Below are 18,427 nucleotides of genomic sequence, written 5' to 3' on the forward strand. Positions count from 1 at the left end.
CTATTTCCCCATTTTTTTAAGGTGGTTAAAATAGCTGCGGTATAAACCCGTGGCTGGATTAACACGTTCTGCTTGTGGCTGTGAACTTTCAATCCCTAATAGTTTTTGAATTGCTTTCTGTACTACATCAATATCTTTAATAACCAATTTATTAGCCGTACCAACTTTTCGCAAACTCTTTAATGCAGACAAATAAGAAGTAGGCTGACTAGCCGCAGCCAATATCAATTGCCCTTCTCCAATTTTTAAGAACTCTCTATCTCCATAATTAAATGCATAGCCATCCTTTCTACGTTCTAGAATAGCTAGCAATATTTTCAAATCATCCGTTGATTTATCTAGTTGCTCAAATGTTGCCTTTTGACTAGGCTCAGTAATTTTATCTAACTCTCCACTTAAACGTTTCTCTTGTTTTAGCCTGGTCGTTTTAATTGTCGTTTTAGCAACATACGCTCTTGATTTCTGTTGCAAATCTTTCAACAATCTCAGTGCTTTATATTCAAATGGCAGTGCTTCCTGAGTCTTGTAAGTTCTTAATCTTAACTCCGAACTCCACATTTCATTTAAAACTGCTTTCAATTGCATTTTCATTTCAGGCTCAAAAAACGTGGCATCTTCGGCAATATCATGTTTGTGTGCGTACTCATCCATTAAAGCTTGTACGTCTCCAAATTTCTGTTCAGCAGGTTTACCACCTTCTTCATGATCATGATCGCCACCAATTTCTGTTTCAGATTCTTCACCCAAAAACTTCCCGTACCTTAATCGCAATAATTTTTGGTCCATACCAAGGTTATTGCTTCTATTCTTAAATTCATCAACGGAGAGTGTACTTTGTTCTTTTAATAGTTTTTCTGTGTCGATGATAATTTGCCGCTGACTTCTGAAATATTCAGGCACTAAATCAACTCCATTCGCAATTCCAGCCATGCTCATCAGCTCTGCTGTATCTACAATCGAAACTAAATACACATCTGACCTGCTCGATTGCCCGTGATTATCCATTGCATTGACAAAGAAATATAACTCATCGCCAGGTTTCATCCCAAGCAACTTTAGGTCGAGCAACTTGCTTAGGTTTACATCTTTTTTGTTCTTAAAACCTTCATTAAAACTCAGTTTCTTTTCCGTAAAACTTACGCCTTCACCTTTTCCACTTGCCATTGTTGCTGAGATATAAGTATCGGCAATACCATAATCATCATGCAATGAAACTGTTAAATTTACTTTTGGCAGCTGACCTATGTCTATTGTGGTGTGTGGTTTAGGCTGAATAATTTTAATGCTGACTGGCAAATCTGGTATCATTTCAATTTGGTAGAGGTCAGATTTTTTACCATCAAATTCAATTTGATAAAAGCCGGACTGAACAATCGCTTTACTGTATTTCCAGTTCAGCCCCCCAGCATTAACCATAGCTACAATTTCTTTGTCGTTAAATATGATACGAAGTTTTTTAACCCGGATGTTCATTTCAATATTCCAAGATACCTGAGCTCCTGCTTCAGCTTTAATGGTAAATTGATGTTGAGACCTTACAGTTTTTGATGTGTAATCGGGCGGAGTTATTAGAAGTTGAAAGTTTTCTATTTCAGGGAGAATGACCTCTTTAGTCGAGTTTTTCTCATTTGATAAAGGAAAACGAACCTCACTAATTTGTTCATACCAATAATATTTTTCCATTAAATAAACACCAATCAAGGTTATAACCAGGAAAGCCAAACAAAACAATAACTTTTTCCAAGCCTCATTTAGACTTTTTTCTATTGGAAATCTTTCCTCAATTTTTTCAGCTTGAAATTGTTCAAGTAAGGATAGTTCGGCCTTTGGTTTTAAGAAAAGCTCAGCACTTTCTTCCAATTGGATAAATTTTGAATTTAAATATTTTGCTACATCTGTTTTACCGATTTTCCATGTAGGTTTAAATACCATAAACAACGCAAAAACAAGGATAAATGCTAGAATTAAATGCCAGATTTGGAAAGAAAAGAAAACGAAAACCGCAATAATAGTGATGGAAATAAAGGCAAGGGCTATACTTAAGACAAAAATTTGCGCAAAGTAAAGTGCAATCCACTTATTCCTAAAACCTGCTATCCAATTTTTACCTTCAGTTTTTAACATGTTCCGTTTTTTTACTGAATGATAAAATTCTTTCCATAAGCAGTACCACCAAGGCTAAAACCCAAAGTATATGATCCAAGTCTTGATGAGTGGTTGATGTTGAGGTGCTAGGCTTATTAATTTTTGCTTCAACCAGCTGCTGCTGATCTAGTGCTCTCTGATCTGCAGCGTTATCTTCAAAGCCAAAGTCTTGTATATTTTCATTACCCAAAACAATAGGAATGATAGCTCTTGTAAATTGCACATTCCATACTAAATCTCCCCAATTGGGGTTAAATCGACTATAGAAATAGAAATGATTAAGCTCAGCTTCTCTTTTCTTAATCAACAAAGGTACCCCAAAACCATCAGTCCAAATCGTATTCCCTTGTAGGTTATCAAAAGCAATTCGTTGATATAGCTCTATTTTCTGATCGGAGCCCTCTCCCAAATTCATATTAGAATTAACTTTTAAGATCTTTCCTTTTTGGTAAGTAAGTAAACTAGCGTTAGCTTTTAAAGCAGCATTAAATGGCTCATCAGAAAGCCAAAAAACAACATCAGCATCGGTTATGGCAACATTCCAGTTGACAACTTCAAACTTTCTTTTTGTAAAATCGCTAATCGCACCCAAACTGGCTTTGATATATTTAGCATCATTGCCAATTGGATCATGAATTGCAACCTTAACTACTGGTAAATTTTGTGATTGACTAGTTGTATAACTTGTAGCTATGGGTGTAGACTTTCCTTCATAAGATTTGTTCAAGAATTTGGTAGACCATGTTTTTATGGTATCTCCTTGCTTAAATTCCTTCCAAGTTAAATTAAAAGAGAGTTTAGGTAAATCACCATCAAAGTTGCTTAGTCTATGATCTGCAAAAAGATAGGCTGAATATCCAACAGGAATTTGCTTGTTCAATTGCCTAAGCAAGACACTATAACTTAAAGTACCTGATTTCGTTGCATGAGCAAGACTATCCTTTAAAAAAAACTGAGTAAAGCCCAAATTAAAATCCCGCAGCTCATAACCTAAATTGACAAGCGAATCAATTGTTTGTTGGTTGGTTTGGTAAACAGTCGAGAACTGGTTTCTATCTAGCAAAACCCAACCAGAGTTTTTGGTATGGGTAATTGTTTTTTTGATGAATGGTTGTGCCAATACAAAAGCAAGCAATATTACAATCAAACACCTTAAGATAAATAAAAGCCAGTCTGTTATTTTAAAATTTCTAGAACTTGAAGTGGAGTTTTCGCCCAATAAAGCGATACTTCCAATTTTTAGGGTCTTGCCCTGTTTTACATTCCATAGGTGTAACAATACAGGAATAATCAATCCTGCAAGCGCCAATAAACCAATGGGGTATAATAAGTTCATCTAAATCCTTAGCTTGCTTCTTTGTTTTAAAAAATCCCTTAAAGCCTGATCTAAAGGCTCATCAGTAGCTACTGTTCTATAATATATCCTTCTGTCTAACATTTTAATCCTAGTCTCTTCAAGGTATTTAGTCAACTTTTCTTTATAATCTTTTCTTGCTTTAGCTTGGTCAATCTGTATAATTTGTCCGGTTTCTAAATCCTCAAAAGTGCTATAACCTTTAAAGTCCAAGTCTAACTCATTTCGTGATAACACATGAAAAACTACTATTTCATGCCTAAGTGTATTCAAGGTATCTAACAGCGTAAAAATCTCTTCCTGCTCTTGATAAAGATCTGTCACAAAAACCAACAATTCTCGCTTTTGCGTTCCTGTAAAAATCTCTTTATAATGAATAGGTTTTGTAAATGTACCTGCCGGATTAATCTGTTCTAATTGAAAAAACAACCTAGCCAAATGCTGATAATCTTGTTTCGCCACCATGGCAAACAACTCAGTGTTTTTAAAAATATATAAACCAATGGCATCACCCTGTAAATTGGCTAAATAAGCTAGGCAAGCAGTTAGGTATCTGGCGTATTCAATCTTGGTAAAGTCGCCATCACTGTGATTCATGGAAGCACTAGCATCAACCAAAAACCGAACAGCAATATTGGTCTCTACTTCAGACTCCCTAATATAATAACGATCTGACCTGGCAAACATTTTCCAGTCGAGTGTTCGTAAATCATCGCCAGGCTGGTAACTTCTATATTGGCTAAACTCTAACCCTGGCCCTTTTATGGTACTTTTATTAATGCCATTCATGAACCCATCAATTGTGGCTTTTGCCGACAGGTTAAGGTCTTTAATGGCCATTAATATTTTCGGGTCGAGTAGCTTACTCATTAAATATCAGTTTTTGGACGGGCAACAGCTTTTACCAATTCAGCTGTAACTTGATCTGAAGAGACATTTTCAGCTTCTGCTTTAAAATTCATTAAAACCCTGTGGCGCAAGACAGGATAAGCCATCGTTTGTAAATCTTCCATGATTACTGCATACCTACCATGAAAAAGCGCCCGTGCCTTTGCTGTTAATATCAACGCTTGTCCTGCTCTTGGTCCTGCACCCCATCTTACCCATTCCTTTACAAAAGAAACGGTTGTTGTATCCGGACGAGTTGAACGAATAAATTCACTTACATAGCTGATCAAATCATCACTAATGCTAACCTCACGAGTTAAAGCCTGTAATTGTTTGATGTCTTCTGCTCCAATAATTGGATTAACAACTACCTTTTTAGACCCTGTTGTACTACTTAGGATTTGAGCTTCTTCAACAGCTGTTGGATAACCAATTTTAATATATAACAAGAATCTGTCTAGTTGAGCCTCTGGTAAGGGATAAGTACCAGCCTGTTCAATAGGGTTTTGGGTTGCCAATATAAAAAACGGACGATCTAGAGGATAAGTTTGTCCGCCATAGGTAACTTCAAATTCTTGCATGGCTTCTAAAAGTGCCGACTGTGTTTTGGGCGGAGTTCTGTTTACCTCATCCGCCAGCACGATATTCGCAAATAAAGGCCCTTTATTAAACTTAAAAAAACGTTTCCCTGTAGCGTGATCTTCCTCTAAAATTTCCGTACCCACAATATCTGTGGGCATTAGATCTGGCGTAAACTGAATTCTCCTGAAAGATAGATCTAAGGCCTGAGAAAGTGTTCTTACCATTAAAGTTTTTGCCAAACCAGGCACACCCTCTAACAAGCAATGCCCTCCCGCCATTAAGGCGATTAACATTTCCTCAATAATTTGATCTTGCCCAACAATTACCTTCTGGATTTCGCCTTTTAGGAGTGATATTTTGCTGATTAAAGTTTTTACGTTGCTTTCTGAATTATCCAAAGCTTATATTTTTTAATTCGTAAGTGATTTGCTCTCAATATAGGGCAAATCGCACTTATTTTAGGCCTTAAAAACAACAATATCAAAAAATTTACAAGATTTTGAGGGCAAAAATGGGTATTCATAAAAATTGGCTGTAAATTTAGAACGATGCAAAGCGCTAAATTCACTTTCGCGAGGTTAAAATACAATTCTGGAGATTGGGATACCGATCAACGGATGCCGGCCAACATTTTAAACTCTCTTTTAGAATACACCACCATCCCACTAGATGAGGAAGAAAAGATTGTAGAGCTGGGTAGCAATGAATTATTCAAATATCCATTTTGTTATTTAAGTGGACATAAATTAGTTCAGTTTAGCAAGCAAGAAGCTACCAATTTTAAAACCTATGTACACAATGGTGGATTTGTTTTTGTTGACGATTGCAACCACGACATAGATGGCTTATTTGCCAAATCTTTTGAAGCACAAATGAGCAGCCTCTTTGGTCAAGCAGCCTTAAAAAAAATCCCGAACACACATCCGCTATATAATTCATTTTTTAAGTTCGAAAAAGGCCCGCCAACTACATCTTTTGAGTTAAATGGATGGGGAGATGATTTAGTACATGATTATTTAAAAGCCGTTACCATTAACAATAGAATTGGTGTTTTGTACAGCAATAAAGATTATGGCTGCGAATGGGATTACGATTTTAAGAATAAACGATTTTTAGCAGAAGATAATACCAAATTTGGGGTAAATATTATTTTATACGCGATGGGGGTTAACGCCAGTTAGTGATCATCACAAAAACTTTTTTAAATAATCTACCACTTTCTCATTACTTGGAGATGGAGCAGCTGTAGAAACTAATAAACCATTTTTATCTAAAACTGCATACCTAGGAAATCCATTTTTTATGCCAAAGAAATCATTAAAATACTTTTCATCGGTTGCTTCTCCTTTTAAATTAACACCTGTAATCTCATGGGTTTTAATCGCTCTTAGCCATAAATCTTTAGTGTCGTAGAAATCTATGTAGAGGAATACAATTTGATCATATTTAAATTTTTCCCTTAGCTTTTTAGCGTAAGGCATTTCGAGAAGGCAGGCTTTACACCAACTTCCCCAGAAATCTATATAAACAACCTTACCCCTAAATGATTCAATATTAACAGTTTCTCCATTCGTATTCTTTAAGTTGAAAATTGGCCTTTTAAGTGTTAGTTGATTTTTCTTAAACCAATTTACTTCAATTAGTCTAGTATACTCAGATGTCGGGTACTTTTCTCCATAGCCAAAGTTTAAGCTTGTAATCAATTCTGCATCATCAATATATTTGATACAAAATAAAATAAGCTCACCTTCTACAAACTCCAATGTTTTTGGGTTATTTTTTAATAATGAATCTAAAAATTTAAATTGGGCTTTAATGGTAGTTGATCTATCTGCTTGTTGATCTCCAAACTTTTGCTTTATTTTAAATTCAGCGTAATCATTAAAACTTGCTAAGTAACTTTTGGATTTTACTCCATCTGGCAGGACTTGAAAATTTTCCCAAAATTTATAATACTCAGAAGGTAGTTCTGATTCTTTTAACTTGTGTAAAGCAGCGAATTGGCTTTTGCCATGTAGCCCAAAATAAATTGTTTCTTGCTTGAAATGCTCAAAAAACAATGCCGACAATTTATTTTTTGCTGAACTCAATAATGATAACCTGGTTTTTTCTAAACTATCTAACATTTTAACATATGCTAAAGCCTGCGTTCTTTTAAATGCAAAATAACTAGGCAAAGTATTAGGCTGCATCAATTTGGTTAAATAGATGATTTCATTTTCTTTGCCGTAATCTCCTTTAAATTTTAGCAATCCTTTTTCTTCAAATACATTAACAAAACCCTTGTCACCTAACCATAATTTATAGAGTTGATTTCCAGCAATTAAGATGACTTCCCTTTCTTTATCAAGTTTTAAGTTGGCAGAAAATTGACCTAAACTATCAACTTTACCAGAAGCAAGTTGTATCCCATTATAATCATTAAACACAGTTTGTTCAATAATCACCTTATAGTTAGAGTTTTTAGCAGAAAACACTTTAAAGTTCAATATCGTATCAGCACTGCAATAATTAATCGCCGTGGCTAAAAGAGAAATAGTTAAGATTAAAGTTTTGTTACTCATAATACATAGTGTTATGATGTAAAGATATAAAACCCAGAACTATCTACGAAATATTTCGTATTAAATATTTACATCTTTGTTTGTAATTAGTCTAAATAGTTTGCATCTTTGTTGCCATCAGCAAATTGAAACAAATGCAACAAACGGTTAGCCTACCAAAAATTAATTTTACCGAAGTATTTAGCACAAAAAATGGTGCTATTTATCAATCAGACAGCGAAGGCTGTTGGTATATTGATTTTGCAGGAAAATTAGCTCGTTTCGATTATCGCAATCTTTTAAAACTTAAAAAAGCTGTTTACCAAATCGATATTGAAGATTTATTGTTAAACAGTGATAAATCTGCCGACCTAGAGATCATCTTCATTTGCGCTTGTGATCATTGTTATGTTTTATCGCTTTTGCAAATTATTAAATTGAAAGATTTATTACAGGGTACCTTTACCATGTTAGAGCTTAACCACATCATTTTCGATCGTTTACATCGCATTATCAGCTAATTAACTAGAATTAGAACAGTTCTATATTGTCAATAAATTCGCTGTTTATCTAAACTTAGCGTTATTTTTATTGTTATTAATTCATCAATAAATTATTTGGCCATGAAAGATATCATTCGTGTAAAGTGTTTACTATCCTCAGATGTAGAAACACTGCTTAACCAACAGATCAAAAAAGAAGCGCATTCATCAGCCATTTACCTTTCTATGGCTTCATGGTGTAATAGAAATGGCTATGATTTCTCTGCAGATTACTTCTTTAAGCAGGCAGAAGAAGAAAGACAACACCAGCTTAAAATATATAAATACGTTTTAGACATGGGCGGAACTTCTATTTCTCCAGACATTACCAACATCAAGTTGGAATATAATTCGTTTAGAGAAGTGTTTGAAGATGCACTAGATCAAGAAATCAGTGTAACGCAATCCTTAAAAAACATAGCGGCTCGTTGCCAAAAAGAACAAGATTTTATAACGCTTGAATTCTTAAACTGGTTCTTTAGAGAGCAAAGAGAAGAAGAGTTCAAAGCTCGCAGGGCACTAGAACTATTTGAGGTTATTGGCGAAGAAGGTACTGGCAGATGGCAGATCGACAAGCATGTTGGTCAGATCGTTTATTCTAGCGAAGCTTAATTTAGGTCAAAATTCACCATAAATCAGGGAATTTGTAGTCATCGGATGAATATAGTAAAGTAGCCTATATTCATCCGATGACTAACCAAAATTTTAAAAGGTATGCATATAACAATGCATACCTTTTTTTGTTATATTAGTACATGTCGAAAAAAGACAAAAAGAAAAAAGACAAGGACAAAAAAAAGAAGAAATTAAAGAAAGAATGCTGTGAAAAGTATTTGAAAGGGAAAAGGTGTGATAATTGCCCGAATGGCTAAAGCTTTGTAGATAATAAAAAATGCCAAGTTAACGCCCTGGCATTTTTTATTTTTGATTAGTTCTTATCTAATTGTTTTCTGGCAAGATCTTCCCACCTATAATACTGGAAAGTTCTATTATCGCTCATGGCTACAAATAAACCATGTTTAAAATCATCATTTAAAGCCTTCGAATAGATTTCAGAGCCATCGCTTTGGTTGGTAGAAACTTTTAAAGCGGTAATCAGTTCATGGTCATTAGCATTTTTAACACCCTCTCTGCTATACACCTTAAATTGGTTTGCACTTTGGTCTGAAACTAAAATATAACCAGTAGTAGCAGAAGTTTTATAAATACTAATTCCTTCATGGTCTTCTGCGAAACCTTGCTGCGCAAAAACTGCCAATTCCTTGTTCCCTTTAGATGGGTCTGCGTAATATTTGCGAACTCCAAACTGCTCATCCGAATAATATACATACCCAAGCTCATTATCTACCGCAATTGCTTCTATTTCTTTTTTACCACTGTAATTACCGAATTTTCTTACTAAAGTAGCTTTTACCTTACCTTGTCCATTATCCTCTAATAGATATTGCCATAGGTAACCACCATCTTTGGGACCAATCTTTCTACCTACAATGGCATAGATATTTCCTTTTGGATCTGTATACAAGGCTATACCCATTAAGTCTCGAAACATCGTTTCAGTTTCTCCAATAAAGACCTCGAGCCCACCACCATCAATGGGTTTCATGTCTGGTAGCGTAAAAATCCTGAGCTTGTGGGTCATCCTTTCTGTTAGCACCGCAATATCAACCTTCTTGCCACCTAATTTTAATCCGTAGGCTATGTCTACATTGTTTGGTCTTTTAATTCCCTTAATCACCTTTTCCCTAATCATCTTTCCCTTAAGATCAAATACATAAAGACCACCGTTCTCGTCTTTATCAGTGCCAATTACTAGAGATTTTGCAGGGTCTAGTTTGTTAACCCAAATGGCCGGATCGTCTGTATCAAACGCCACAGGTTCAGTTGTATAGAGTGGCTTAATTACCGTAATCGTATCTATTGCACCTTTACTAGCCTCTTTTTTATTGGCATTGTTGCATGATGCAAGTATAATTGCTACCAAAACAGCAATAGGCATGACATATATTTTTATATTGTTATTCATATTTATTCGACTAATTATTTGTGAACTGCAAGTATAGTTTCTGCAATTTTATGATCATCATATTCACCCTTCAGTTTTAACTCTAGGTTTCCGTTTACAAGCTTAAAGCTTCCCTTATAAACAAACTCTTTCTCGCTGCCATTGGCCTGTTCAATGCCCCCAACTATTTCTACATCTCCAGAAAGCTTGTCGTCATCCAGCTCCTCTAAATCGCCCTCAATTTCTATTTCCACATTTTCTACTTTCACTTTGCCACATTCTGCCACATTCTGTGTTTGTTTAAGTACTACAATGGCTTTAAGCTCTCCATACTGAAACTCAATTTTAATTTCTTCAACATCATTTATCTTCAAGCCCTTCACCTTATCATTTACCAAACCAAAAAGTTTAATGTAATTATCAAACTGTTGTTGGTTGCTCATGTCCAGCTCATACTCACCATAAATCCCTTCATCATCCAAAACCTCGTATTCAAATTTGTTAGTGTTATTTACCACAACATACTCTCCATTTGGGCTTACCGAAGTTAATTTGATTTCTAATTTTCGGCTCGAAGCATTAAAGACCTTATCATCAAATAATTTATCGTTTGTTTCAAACTCTATTTCAATTTCCTCCACTCCCTTTGGAAAAGTAACACTTCCCTTACCAGTTGTTTTATCAAAAACAAGCTTCAGGTCTATTCCTTTATCTTCAGAGGTGGTACAATCGTCTATTTCGTAGAATGCCTTGGCATCCATTAGGTAACTGGAAAGTGTGGCAAAACCTTTAAAACTACTCACTTCAAAATTAACAGTTACGTCTTTTTCCAGTGGAATAATCTTACCCCCAAGCTCTTTTCCCGATGGATCAACACGATCTGCTAAAGTAATTTTGAAACTAAATTTGTCTTCATCTTCCAATTCCCCATCACCCTCATCTGAAAGTAACAGGATTTGAGGGAAGTCTTGTTCTACCATTGGGTTAACAAGATCATCATTCTTTTTTTCGCAGGCCGACAAGAATATCAGCATAAAAAATAAATAGCTTAAATTTTTCATTTCTCTTAATTATTAACCTTTATAAATTAAACTTGATCCCAAACCTTGACCAGAAAGAATAAAACTCTCTTTGAATGGTTTGGCTTTTGTTTCCCTGATACACCTCTAAAGGCTGATTGGTAAGATTGAGTAGTTCGGCGAAAAGCCTAATACGGTTGGTTATATTTACACTGCCACTTGCATCAAATTGCATCCTGCTTTTCACAAATACATCAGCTTCCTTGGTTCCTCCCACTTCAGACAGAAAAGATCCATTGAAATTTAATGAGCCCCTTAATGAAAACCTTTTACCTTCATAGGCCAGTGATGCATTCCCTACGCTTTCAGATTGTCCGGGCAATCTAATCTCTTCTGTTACATTTGCATTATTGGCTGCAGCAGCTCTACTTTGTATTTTTGCTTTTGAATTAGTATAGGTATAATTTAAGTACACGCTAAAGTCTTTTAACAGGGGGATAAAATTTAACCTGCGCTGTAAGGCCAATTCTATACCGGTAATGCTAGCCTTATTCCCATTCTGTGCCTGCGTAATATCAATACCTGTTGCCGTTGCCGTGCCTGTTAGTGGGTAGTTAGCGTTGAACAAAATTCTTCTGTATATAAAATCATCCAACTGTTTATGGAACAAACCTGCAGATACGATACCCACAGACCCAAAGTAGTGTTCGTACATCAAATCGTAATTGATTGCACTAACGGGTTGTAGCGCTGGATTACCTACTGAAGCAACCCCATCTTCGCGATTAATTTCTTGTGATGGGATAATCTCTGAAAAATTAGGCCTTGCATAAGACCAAGTTAATGCAGCCCTGAGGTTACTTAAGGGAGTGATCTCATATTTAAAATGCAACTGTGGCAACACAAAATCATAACTGCTACTACCAGATACTGGTACAATTGCAGCCAGATCTCCATTTTCGTCAATTACCACATCATTAGAATTATAGCTTACTTTGGTTCGTTCATATCTCACTCCCCCAAGTATCATCAATTTTTTAAGCTGTTGCCTGCCCATTACGTAACCAGCAACCACATCTTCATTAGCAGTAAATGCTTCTAAAGCTTGGTCAATAGCCTTGTCTTCTACCTGTAATTCGAACTGTGAAGGATTGTTATTAAAATAAGTAATCAGTTTATTGATCCCCATTGGTGTACCAAGATCATAACGTCCTTTTAAGAATTCGCTTTTTGGCGATACGCCCTCAAACTGGTTAAGGTTGGGTACGCCACCTAAATTTTCGAAGGTATTCTGCTGTATGGTATAAGATTTATTTTTAGACCTTACCTTGGCACCAAACTTTATTAAGCCATCATTACTTCCAATCTTGTAAGGCAAACCAACATTAAATTTAGCCGTTAAGTTTTTGTCTTTAGCCTTGGTTTTGCCAAATCCGATTTCATCAAATTCGTATGCTGAGTTATCAGTATAACCTACGGCATCAAATCGGGGGTAATTTCCATCATTGAAGTTGAGCAAACTTGGCATCCCTGCAACGAAAGAAGATTCATTATCATAAGGTGTGTTTTGCTCACCGTAACTGTATTGAGCCTCATAATCTAAAAAGAAATTTTTAAAGGTATGCTTAGCACCTGTATTGAGGGAGATAACTGACTGTGATTCGAAACGATCTTTCATCAGTTTTTCTATTTCATCATCACCAGGCTTAAAAACATATCGCCTACGTTGCTCTCTATCAGTAAACCTAGTATACAATCCTTTGAAGTAAATCTCATGGTGATTGTTAAACTTGTAATCGATAGATGAACTTAAGCCCAAACGTGTGCGGGTTAACGAATAGTCTCTTAATTCGAGTTCGTTATCATCTACATTACGTTCAAAATTATCTGAACCCAAATCATTGTGATAATAGTTACCATTTAACAATATACCTAATTTCTCATTCTTACCAAATCGCTGTCCATATTGTAATTGTCCCTGCAAGTTGGTTTTACCCACAAGGTTATTATAACCACTGCCCAAAGATCCGCTGATAGCCGCTATTGAGCTTTGTGCTATTCTGGTAATTAAATTAATTGAACCACCTATGGCATCTCCATCCATATCTGGCGTTAAAGCTTTACTCACTTCAATAGAGGCAAGTTGGTCTGATGGAATTGCATCAAGGGCAACAAAACGAACGTCTGCTTCTGGCGATGGGATTTGCTCTCCATTTACACTGGTATTGGTAAACTGTGGGGCTAAACCTCTTATTGATACATACCTACCTTCTCCCTGGTCTCTTTCAATATTAATACCCGGTACCCTTTGCAAGGCTTCTGCTGCATTAGGGTCAGGAAACCTACCAATTTGATCGGCCGCAATAATGTTCTTGATGTTATCTGCATTTTTCTGCTGGTTAAGCGCTTTTGCTTGACCCTGCGTATAACCGCTAACTATTACATTTTTAAGCGTTTGTGGCCTAGCGTACATGGCAATGTTAAGCACCTCTAGCTTATTTTTATCTACCGTGAGCGTAAATGTGGTATCATTATAACCCAGATACCTTACTGTTAGGTTTATCTTGCCAGCGTTAACATAGAACTGGTACTCGCCATTAAGATTCGTAGAAGCGGCATTATTAGTTCCAGTAACCACAACCGTTGCGCCAGTTAGCGGCTCCTTGTTTCTTTGATCTGTAATTCTGCCTTTGATAATTCCCCGCTGCGCATTGGCAACCGTAGCTGCCAATAGTAAAGGAATCCAAATAAATAACATTTTTAGTTTCATAAAGTCTTTTTGTTTTACTTGCAGCAAAGATTGATTTCGGAAATTAGGCTCACAATTTAATGCTGTTACAAAATATATACAGCCTTAAAATTCGCGTATACAGGAGGGCATCATCACCTGTGACACACAACACAACCGCCTCATAAACAATCACTTAAAAATTTTATTTAAGCCATTAAGTTTACGTTAACATCATGTTAGCTTAAAAATATGGCCATTTAGTTTTAAAGTCTTTGAAGAAACGCAGCTAAACTATCACCTTCTTCGAGCTTAAGTTTTTTACGCAGTCGATAACGAGAGATTCTTAAACTGTCTTGTGAAATACCAAGCATGGTAGAAATATCAGGCGAACTCAGGTTCATTTTTAGTAGTGCCACCAATCGGAGTTCTGAAGCGGTAAGCGAGGTACTGTATTTCTTTAAGCTCTCGAAGAAGTTTTCATGAACCCGCTCAAAAACAATCCTGAAATCGTTCCAGTTTTTTTCTTGGTTGCTATTAAATGTAATAAGGCCTATTACCTGCTTAAGTTCTTTACGTTGGTCACGCTTGTCGTCTTTTATCATCTCGCCCAAACGTGATTTAAGTTCTTCTAGCAGTTGGTTTTTCTGAATAAGGTTTAAGGTATGACTAGTAAGCTCTTTACTTTTCAGCTCAAGATCGGCCTCCATGGCTTTCTTTTGAACTTCAAAAATTGCATTGTTCTGCTCATTTAGTTTTTGTTCGTTTCTAATTTTAAGCCGTTGCCTACTAATAATACTTGCCCCAAGAGAAACTACCAGAAGACTAATGGTTATTGCGCCGATAGTAAAAAAGGCATTGAATTTCTTATCCTTTTTTAAACTTAAAATGGCATTGTCTTTTTGTTCTGTTTCAAAAAGTGTTTGAAGCAAAAGCAGTTGCTTTTTGGTGTCTTGAGAAAATATTTCCATAAAAATTTCCCTACCTGCCTCACTATAATGGTATGCACTGTCTGCGTTTCCTATCAAATAGAAGGTTTTAGATAGATCTCTATAGGCGCTGGCCAAATGGTACTGAGCGTCTAGCCCTTTTGCCAAGGCAACAGACCTTCTGCTATAAGCCATGGCCTGCGGATATCTTTTCGTTTTACGGTAAACATCTCCTATGTTATTCACCACCTCTATCTGCGCCATTTTTGCATCAGCAGAGATATTTAAATTTAGGGCGAGGGTAAAGTATTTAAGAGCCGAATCTAATTTTAAACGGTCTTCATATACGCTTCCGAGGTTCTCATAAATCTTGGCAATGCCAATCTTATCGCCGGTATTTTTAAATTCACGTAAGGCCAATAACTGGTAGGCAAAGGCTTGTTCATGGCGCCCGGTTTTCTCGTAGCTCTGTCCAATATAACCATAAGACTCAGCAACCCCTCTTACATTATCTATTTTTTGATAGCTAGCCAAGGCCTGTTGAAATGTTTTAAGCGCAGTGGGATATTGTCTGTTATAAAAATAGGTTTTACCAATTTGGTTTAAGTTGCCTGCCAATAAATCTGGCCGATTACCCTTTCTGTATAGCACATCAGCCTTATAAAAATTGGTTAATGCCTGGGAATAAGCTGCCTGCTCATAGAAAAGTTCGCCAATTTTCCCGTAACATAAAGCGGTAGCTTGATCATCGCCAACTGCAATGGCCTTGTTAAGTGCTTTTTTAATATTTACGAAAGATGAATTGGGATTAGTTCTATCGGCCTTATTTGTAATTGGCGATTGTTTTAATTCAAAACGCTGTGCTAAAGCCACTTGACAAAGCAGCAGTAGAATTAAAGGTGCCCCAAGCATCAGTTGTTTCATGTTCGCCAAATTTAACTTCCAGATGTTAACTCAACGTTAACTACAAGTCCGGCAACTGAAAACATCGTAATTTATCTATTTGGTCTGGATTTGCAATCCAGACCCTTTACCAGGGGATTTCAAATCCTCAGACTAACCAAAAATATAGCCACAGATTCGCAGATTATAGTTACTCTAAATCTGTTAATCTGTGGCTAAAAAAATTATCTTATCGGCTGGCATTTCACCTGCTGAAATTTCTGTGCATACGTGTCGCATTACGATACCCAGTCACTTGTCCCGTCCCGATAGCTATCGGGATCTTCGGGAAGCTGGGTATGACGACCTCAATTATTCTTACTTCCCTTAACAATAACCCCTTTAATTGGTCCTATAGGAGCAGTAGTTTTGGCTTTTTGATCATATAATGGATTAACGGCAACATTACCATCGCCAGCATATAATGGATTTTGAGTAACAGATGCACCTTGAGCCAATGCACCACCCGCGGCGTGCAAACCAGCATTAACTTTCTCGCCAAAAGTTGCGCCTTGAGTTTGCTTAGGAACGGTTACGTTCATTGAAATTCGAGCATTTGCGCTAGGAGCAGGTTGGCTGATTTTTGCATTTTGTTGTTTAGCGGTATCTGCAGTTTTAGTAACCGTTTGCGCCGAGGCAATTGAACTTACAAATAACAAGGCTAATATTGATAAATACGTTTTCATGATGTTTTAATTAATGGATTTAAATTGTTCAGTTATTAGTATATCAACAACCTGGTAATTTTGTTACCCCTTAATATTTATTTACTCTCCCACTTGAACATATCGTATTGATATATCCTAAAATATACCGTCATTCCTGTACATTTATGGGAGGGAATACTGAAGGGGTCAGCGCAACTTATCGTAAAGTGTTAAATATACTTAGGCCTATATCTAGCATTACGATTGCCAGTCGAGCTGGCAATGACGCCCTAGGTGGTTACACTGTTGTATTGAACTGGGTATCCCGCCTTGATGGCATTAACCATAGAACGAGGGGTTAATACTTTAACTTTTGTTAATGGAGGGATTTGTTCACTTGCTGCATAACCAAACGGCGACCATAAATAAACCATTTCATTTGAAACTAAATAGGCTTGATTGTCCATTTCGATAAACGTTCCATCTGGCAACTCTTGCAATGTGGCTTCAAATGTTACCTTTTGCCCACTTTCATTTATTCTTTCTTTCTGTAATACTTCATCTATTTTACCAATCAAGGTTTTTTGATTAAAGCCATATTCAGGGTTTCCCCTTAACCAAGCAGCTTTAAAAAGATTGGCTGCTTCCCTCCTACATTCAAAACATGGTCTGTGGCCTGCCGCCATTGCCGTAGCTTCATCCAAAAAGAACAATTCAGTCCACAAATTAGGCGACATGATTACCCTATGCCTGTCTTTAAACTCCAATAGGCAAATAATCCAAGCCTTATGCTTAAAAGGTCGCAATATGGTTTTACCAGCTCCGTGCAATTGCCCACGGTTCCCTAACCATTGACCACGAGCTTTGGTGGCAATAATATCGCCAAAAGGGTTTACGCGGTTTTGAAGCATTTAAGATGGGTCAGGAAGTTGATTTGAGTAATCTCTGTCTTTACCATTTACTTCATAAAAGAAAACGCTTGCTACAAGAGGAATTATATAAGCCAACATGATAGGCCAACTGCTATCGGTAAAGTAAACACCAAAACATAAAAAGACACCAATACATGTAATTGTAGCAATTATTGCAATTGCAATTTTAAGTTTAAAGTAGCTTGAGAACTTACCAGAAAGTAAATGAAGAGACAATAACAAAATTACTAAAGCTGGTACAGAAACAAATGCACCAATAATAACAGTAAGAAAATAAAATACAATGGTATCACCTAAATTAAAAGACTTATCATAAGAATTAATAACGTATAAACCGATAAAGAATAAAAGTGCACCAAGCCAAGCTGAAGTTAGCCAAATATAAACAGGGTAAGATATTTTGTATTCCATTGAGATTGTAGACGATTATCTAAGTTATCAAAAACACTTTATAATCAAAAAATTAAACCTTAAATGAACTAGAGACTATTTAGATTCATCGAAGATATCTCCATCCTGTAAACTAGTGGCTTCAGTATTTCCCAAGCCCGCTTTCAGTGCTCAAGAAACTTAGAGACTACTTGATCGCGAAAGCTCATTTCGATTGACACCCGTTTCACGTCCTATCGAACGAGCTTTTCGCGAGGAGATATCTCTTCCCCATGAACTACTGCCCTCAGTATTCCACAAGCCCATTTCAGTGCTCAAGAAACTTAGAGAATCTCATTTTATTCCGTATAGAAGTGACGGTAAATCGAGAGGCAGTGCCCCAAGCTTCTCCGTCATATCGAGTGAGCGCCTGCCTACCGTAGGCAGGCAGCGACGAGATATCTGTTTCATCTTGGCCTATTGCTTTACCCAGCTCACAGGCTTTGTCTTGTCCTAAAATAGGTTTACACAAAATGTAAACTAAATGAAGAAAGAAAAGTATGTTTTCAGCGAGTCTCTTAAACGCTCTATCTTAGATCAGGTTCTAAGTGGCTCAATCACCAAAGAGGAAGCTCGTCGCCGATATGGCATAAAGAGCAAGAGTGGAGTTTTATATTGGCTTCGCAACTATGAAAAGTATGGAACATGTTCACTAAATTTGCTCAACCATCCCATGCCATTGAACCCAGAAGAACCAACCCCGCCTGAACCGTCTGCCGAGGAACTAAAATTTCGTATCAAG

General features: G+C 36.5%; 15 protein-coding genes and 1 pseudogene. 4 read left to right on the forward strand and 12 right to left on the reverse strand.

Going from position 1 to position 18,427, the window contains the following annotated elements; genetic code table 11:
* From EZ428_RS22955 to EZ428_RS22970, 4 genes are read right to left on the reverse strand one after another with little or no spacing between them, the layout of a single operon-like run.
* Entirely contained in the window at positions 1-2,124 is a 2,124-nt protein-coding gene (locus EZ428_RS22955; RefSeq protein WP_131555684.1) for a hypothetical protein, read from the reverse strand.
* Positions 2,111-3,481 (reverse strand): BatA domain-containing protein, encoded by a 1,371-nt coding sequence (locus EZ428_RS22960; protein WP_131555685.1) that lies wholly within the window; start codon positions 3,479-3,481, stop codon positions 2,111-2,113. Before EZ428_RS22960 ends, EZ428_RS22955 begins: the two co-directional genes overlap by 14 nt.
* Positions 3,482-4,369, reverse strand: a complete 888-nt coding sequence (locus EZ428_RS22965; protein ID WP_225871133.1) for a DUF58 domain-containing protein — start codon at positions 4,367-4,369, stop codon at positions 3,482-3,484. It lies immediately after the preceding gene.
* A complete protein-coding gene (locus EZ428_RS22970; RefSeq protein WP_131555686.1) occupies positions 4,369-5,367 on the reverse strand; it encodes an AAA family ATPase in 999 nt (332 codons plus the stop codon). The genes EZ428_RS22965 and EZ428_RS22970 overlap by 1 nt, the downstream gene beginning before the upstream one ends.
* A 150-nt stretch (positions 5,368-5,517) precedes the next feature.
* Between EZ428_RS22970 and EZ428_RS22975 the strand changes: the two genes are divergently transcribed.
* The gene (locus EZ428_RS22975) at positions 5,518-6,150 is read left to right on the forward strand and encodes a DUF4159 domain-containing protein (protein WP_131555687.1); all 633 of its coding nucleotides are present in this window, start codon (positions 5,518-5,520) and stop codon (positions 6,148-6,150) included.
* A gap of 6 nt (positions 6,151-6,156) precedes the next feature.
* Here the strand turns inward: EZ428_RS22975 and EZ428_RS22980 are convergent, their stop codons facing one another.
* The gene (locus EZ428_RS22980) at positions 6,157-7,533 is read right to left on the reverse strand and encodes a TlpA family protein disulfide reductase (RefSeq protein WP_131555688.1); all 1,377 of its coding nucleotides are present in this window, start codon (positions 7,531-7,533) and stop codon (positions 6,157-6,159) included.
* Positions 7,534-7,667: 134 nt separating this feature from the next.
* Between EZ428_RS22980 and EZ428_RS22985 the strand changes: the two genes are divergently transcribed.
* Positions 7,668-8,033 carry a hypothetical protein gene (locus EZ428_RS22985; RefSeq protein WP_131555689.1) on the forward strand — a complete coding sequence of 122 codons (366 nt, stop codon included), beginning with the start codon at positions 7,668-7,670 and terminating at the stop codon, positions 8,031-8,033.
* Between the two features lie 102 nt (positions 8,034-8,135).
* On the forward strand, positions 8,136-8,666 hold the full coding sequence (locus tag EZ428_RS22990; RefSeq protein ID WP_131555690.1) for a ferritin: 531 nt from the start codon (positions 8,136-8,138) through the stop codon (positions 8,664-8,666).
* Between the two features lie 316 nt (positions 8,667-8,982).
* Here the strand turns inward: EZ428_RS22990 and EZ428_RS22995 are convergent, their stop codons facing one another.
* From EZ428_RS22995 to EZ428_RS23025, 7 genes are all read right to left on the reverse strand, one after another.
* Positions 8,983-10,080 (reverse strand): phytase, encoded by a 1,098-nt coding sequence (locus EZ428_RS22995; RefSeq protein ID WP_131555691.1) that lies wholly within the window; start codon positions 10,078-10,080, stop codon positions 8,983-8,985.
* A 14-nt stretch (positions 10,081-10,094) separates the two neighbouring features.
* The gene (locus EZ428_RS23000) at positions 10,095-11,120 is read right to left on the reverse strand and encodes a hypothetical protein (protein ID WP_131555692.1); all 1,026 of its coding nucleotides are present in this window, start codon (positions 11,118-11,120) and stop codon (positions 10,095-10,097) included.
* A 19-nt stretch (positions 11,121-11,139) separates the two neighbouring features.
* A complete protein-coding gene (locus tag EZ428_RS23005; protein ID WP_131555693.1) occupies positions 11,140-13,848 on the reverse strand; it encodes a TonB-dependent receptor in 2,709 nt (902 codons plus the stop codon).
* Between the two features lie 224 nt (positions 13,849-14,072).
* Positions 14,073-15,659: a tetratricopeptide repeat protein gene (locus tag EZ428_RS23010; protein ID WP_131555694.1), complete on the reverse strand. Its 1,587-nt coding sequence runs from the start codon at positions 15,657-15,659 to the stop codon at positions 14,073-14,075.
* A gap of 326 nt (positions 15,660-15,985) precedes the next feature.
* Positions 15,986-16,363, reverse strand: coding sequence for a hypothetical protein (locus EZ428_RS23015; protein ID WP_131555695.1), 378 nt, complete (start codon positions 16,361-16,363; stop codon positions 15,986-15,988).
* Between the two features lie 251 nt (positions 16,364-16,614).
* A complete protein-coding gene (locus EZ428_RS23020; RefSeq protein WP_131555696.1) occupies positions 16,615-17,235 on the reverse strand; it encodes a hypothetical protein in 621 nt (206 codons plus the stop codon).
* Positions 17,236-17,667 carry a hypothetical protein gene (locus EZ428_RS23025; protein ID WP_131555697.1) on the reverse strand — a complete coding sequence of 144 codons (432 nt, stop codon included), beginning with the start codon at positions 17,665-17,667 and terminating at the stop codon, positions 17,236-17,238.
* 502 nt (positions 17,668-18,169) lie between these two features.
* Between EZ428_RS23025 and EZ428_RS23030 the strand changes: the two are divergent.
* Positions 18,170-18,427, forward strand: a pseudogene (locus EZ428_RS23030) (hypothetical protein); the annotation flags it as partial.

Source organism: Pedobacter frigiditerrae (assembly GCF_004331645.1).
Lineage (GTDB): Bacteria > Bacteroidota > Bacteroidia > Sphingobacteriales > Sphingobacteriaceae > Pedobacter > Pedobacter frigiditerrae.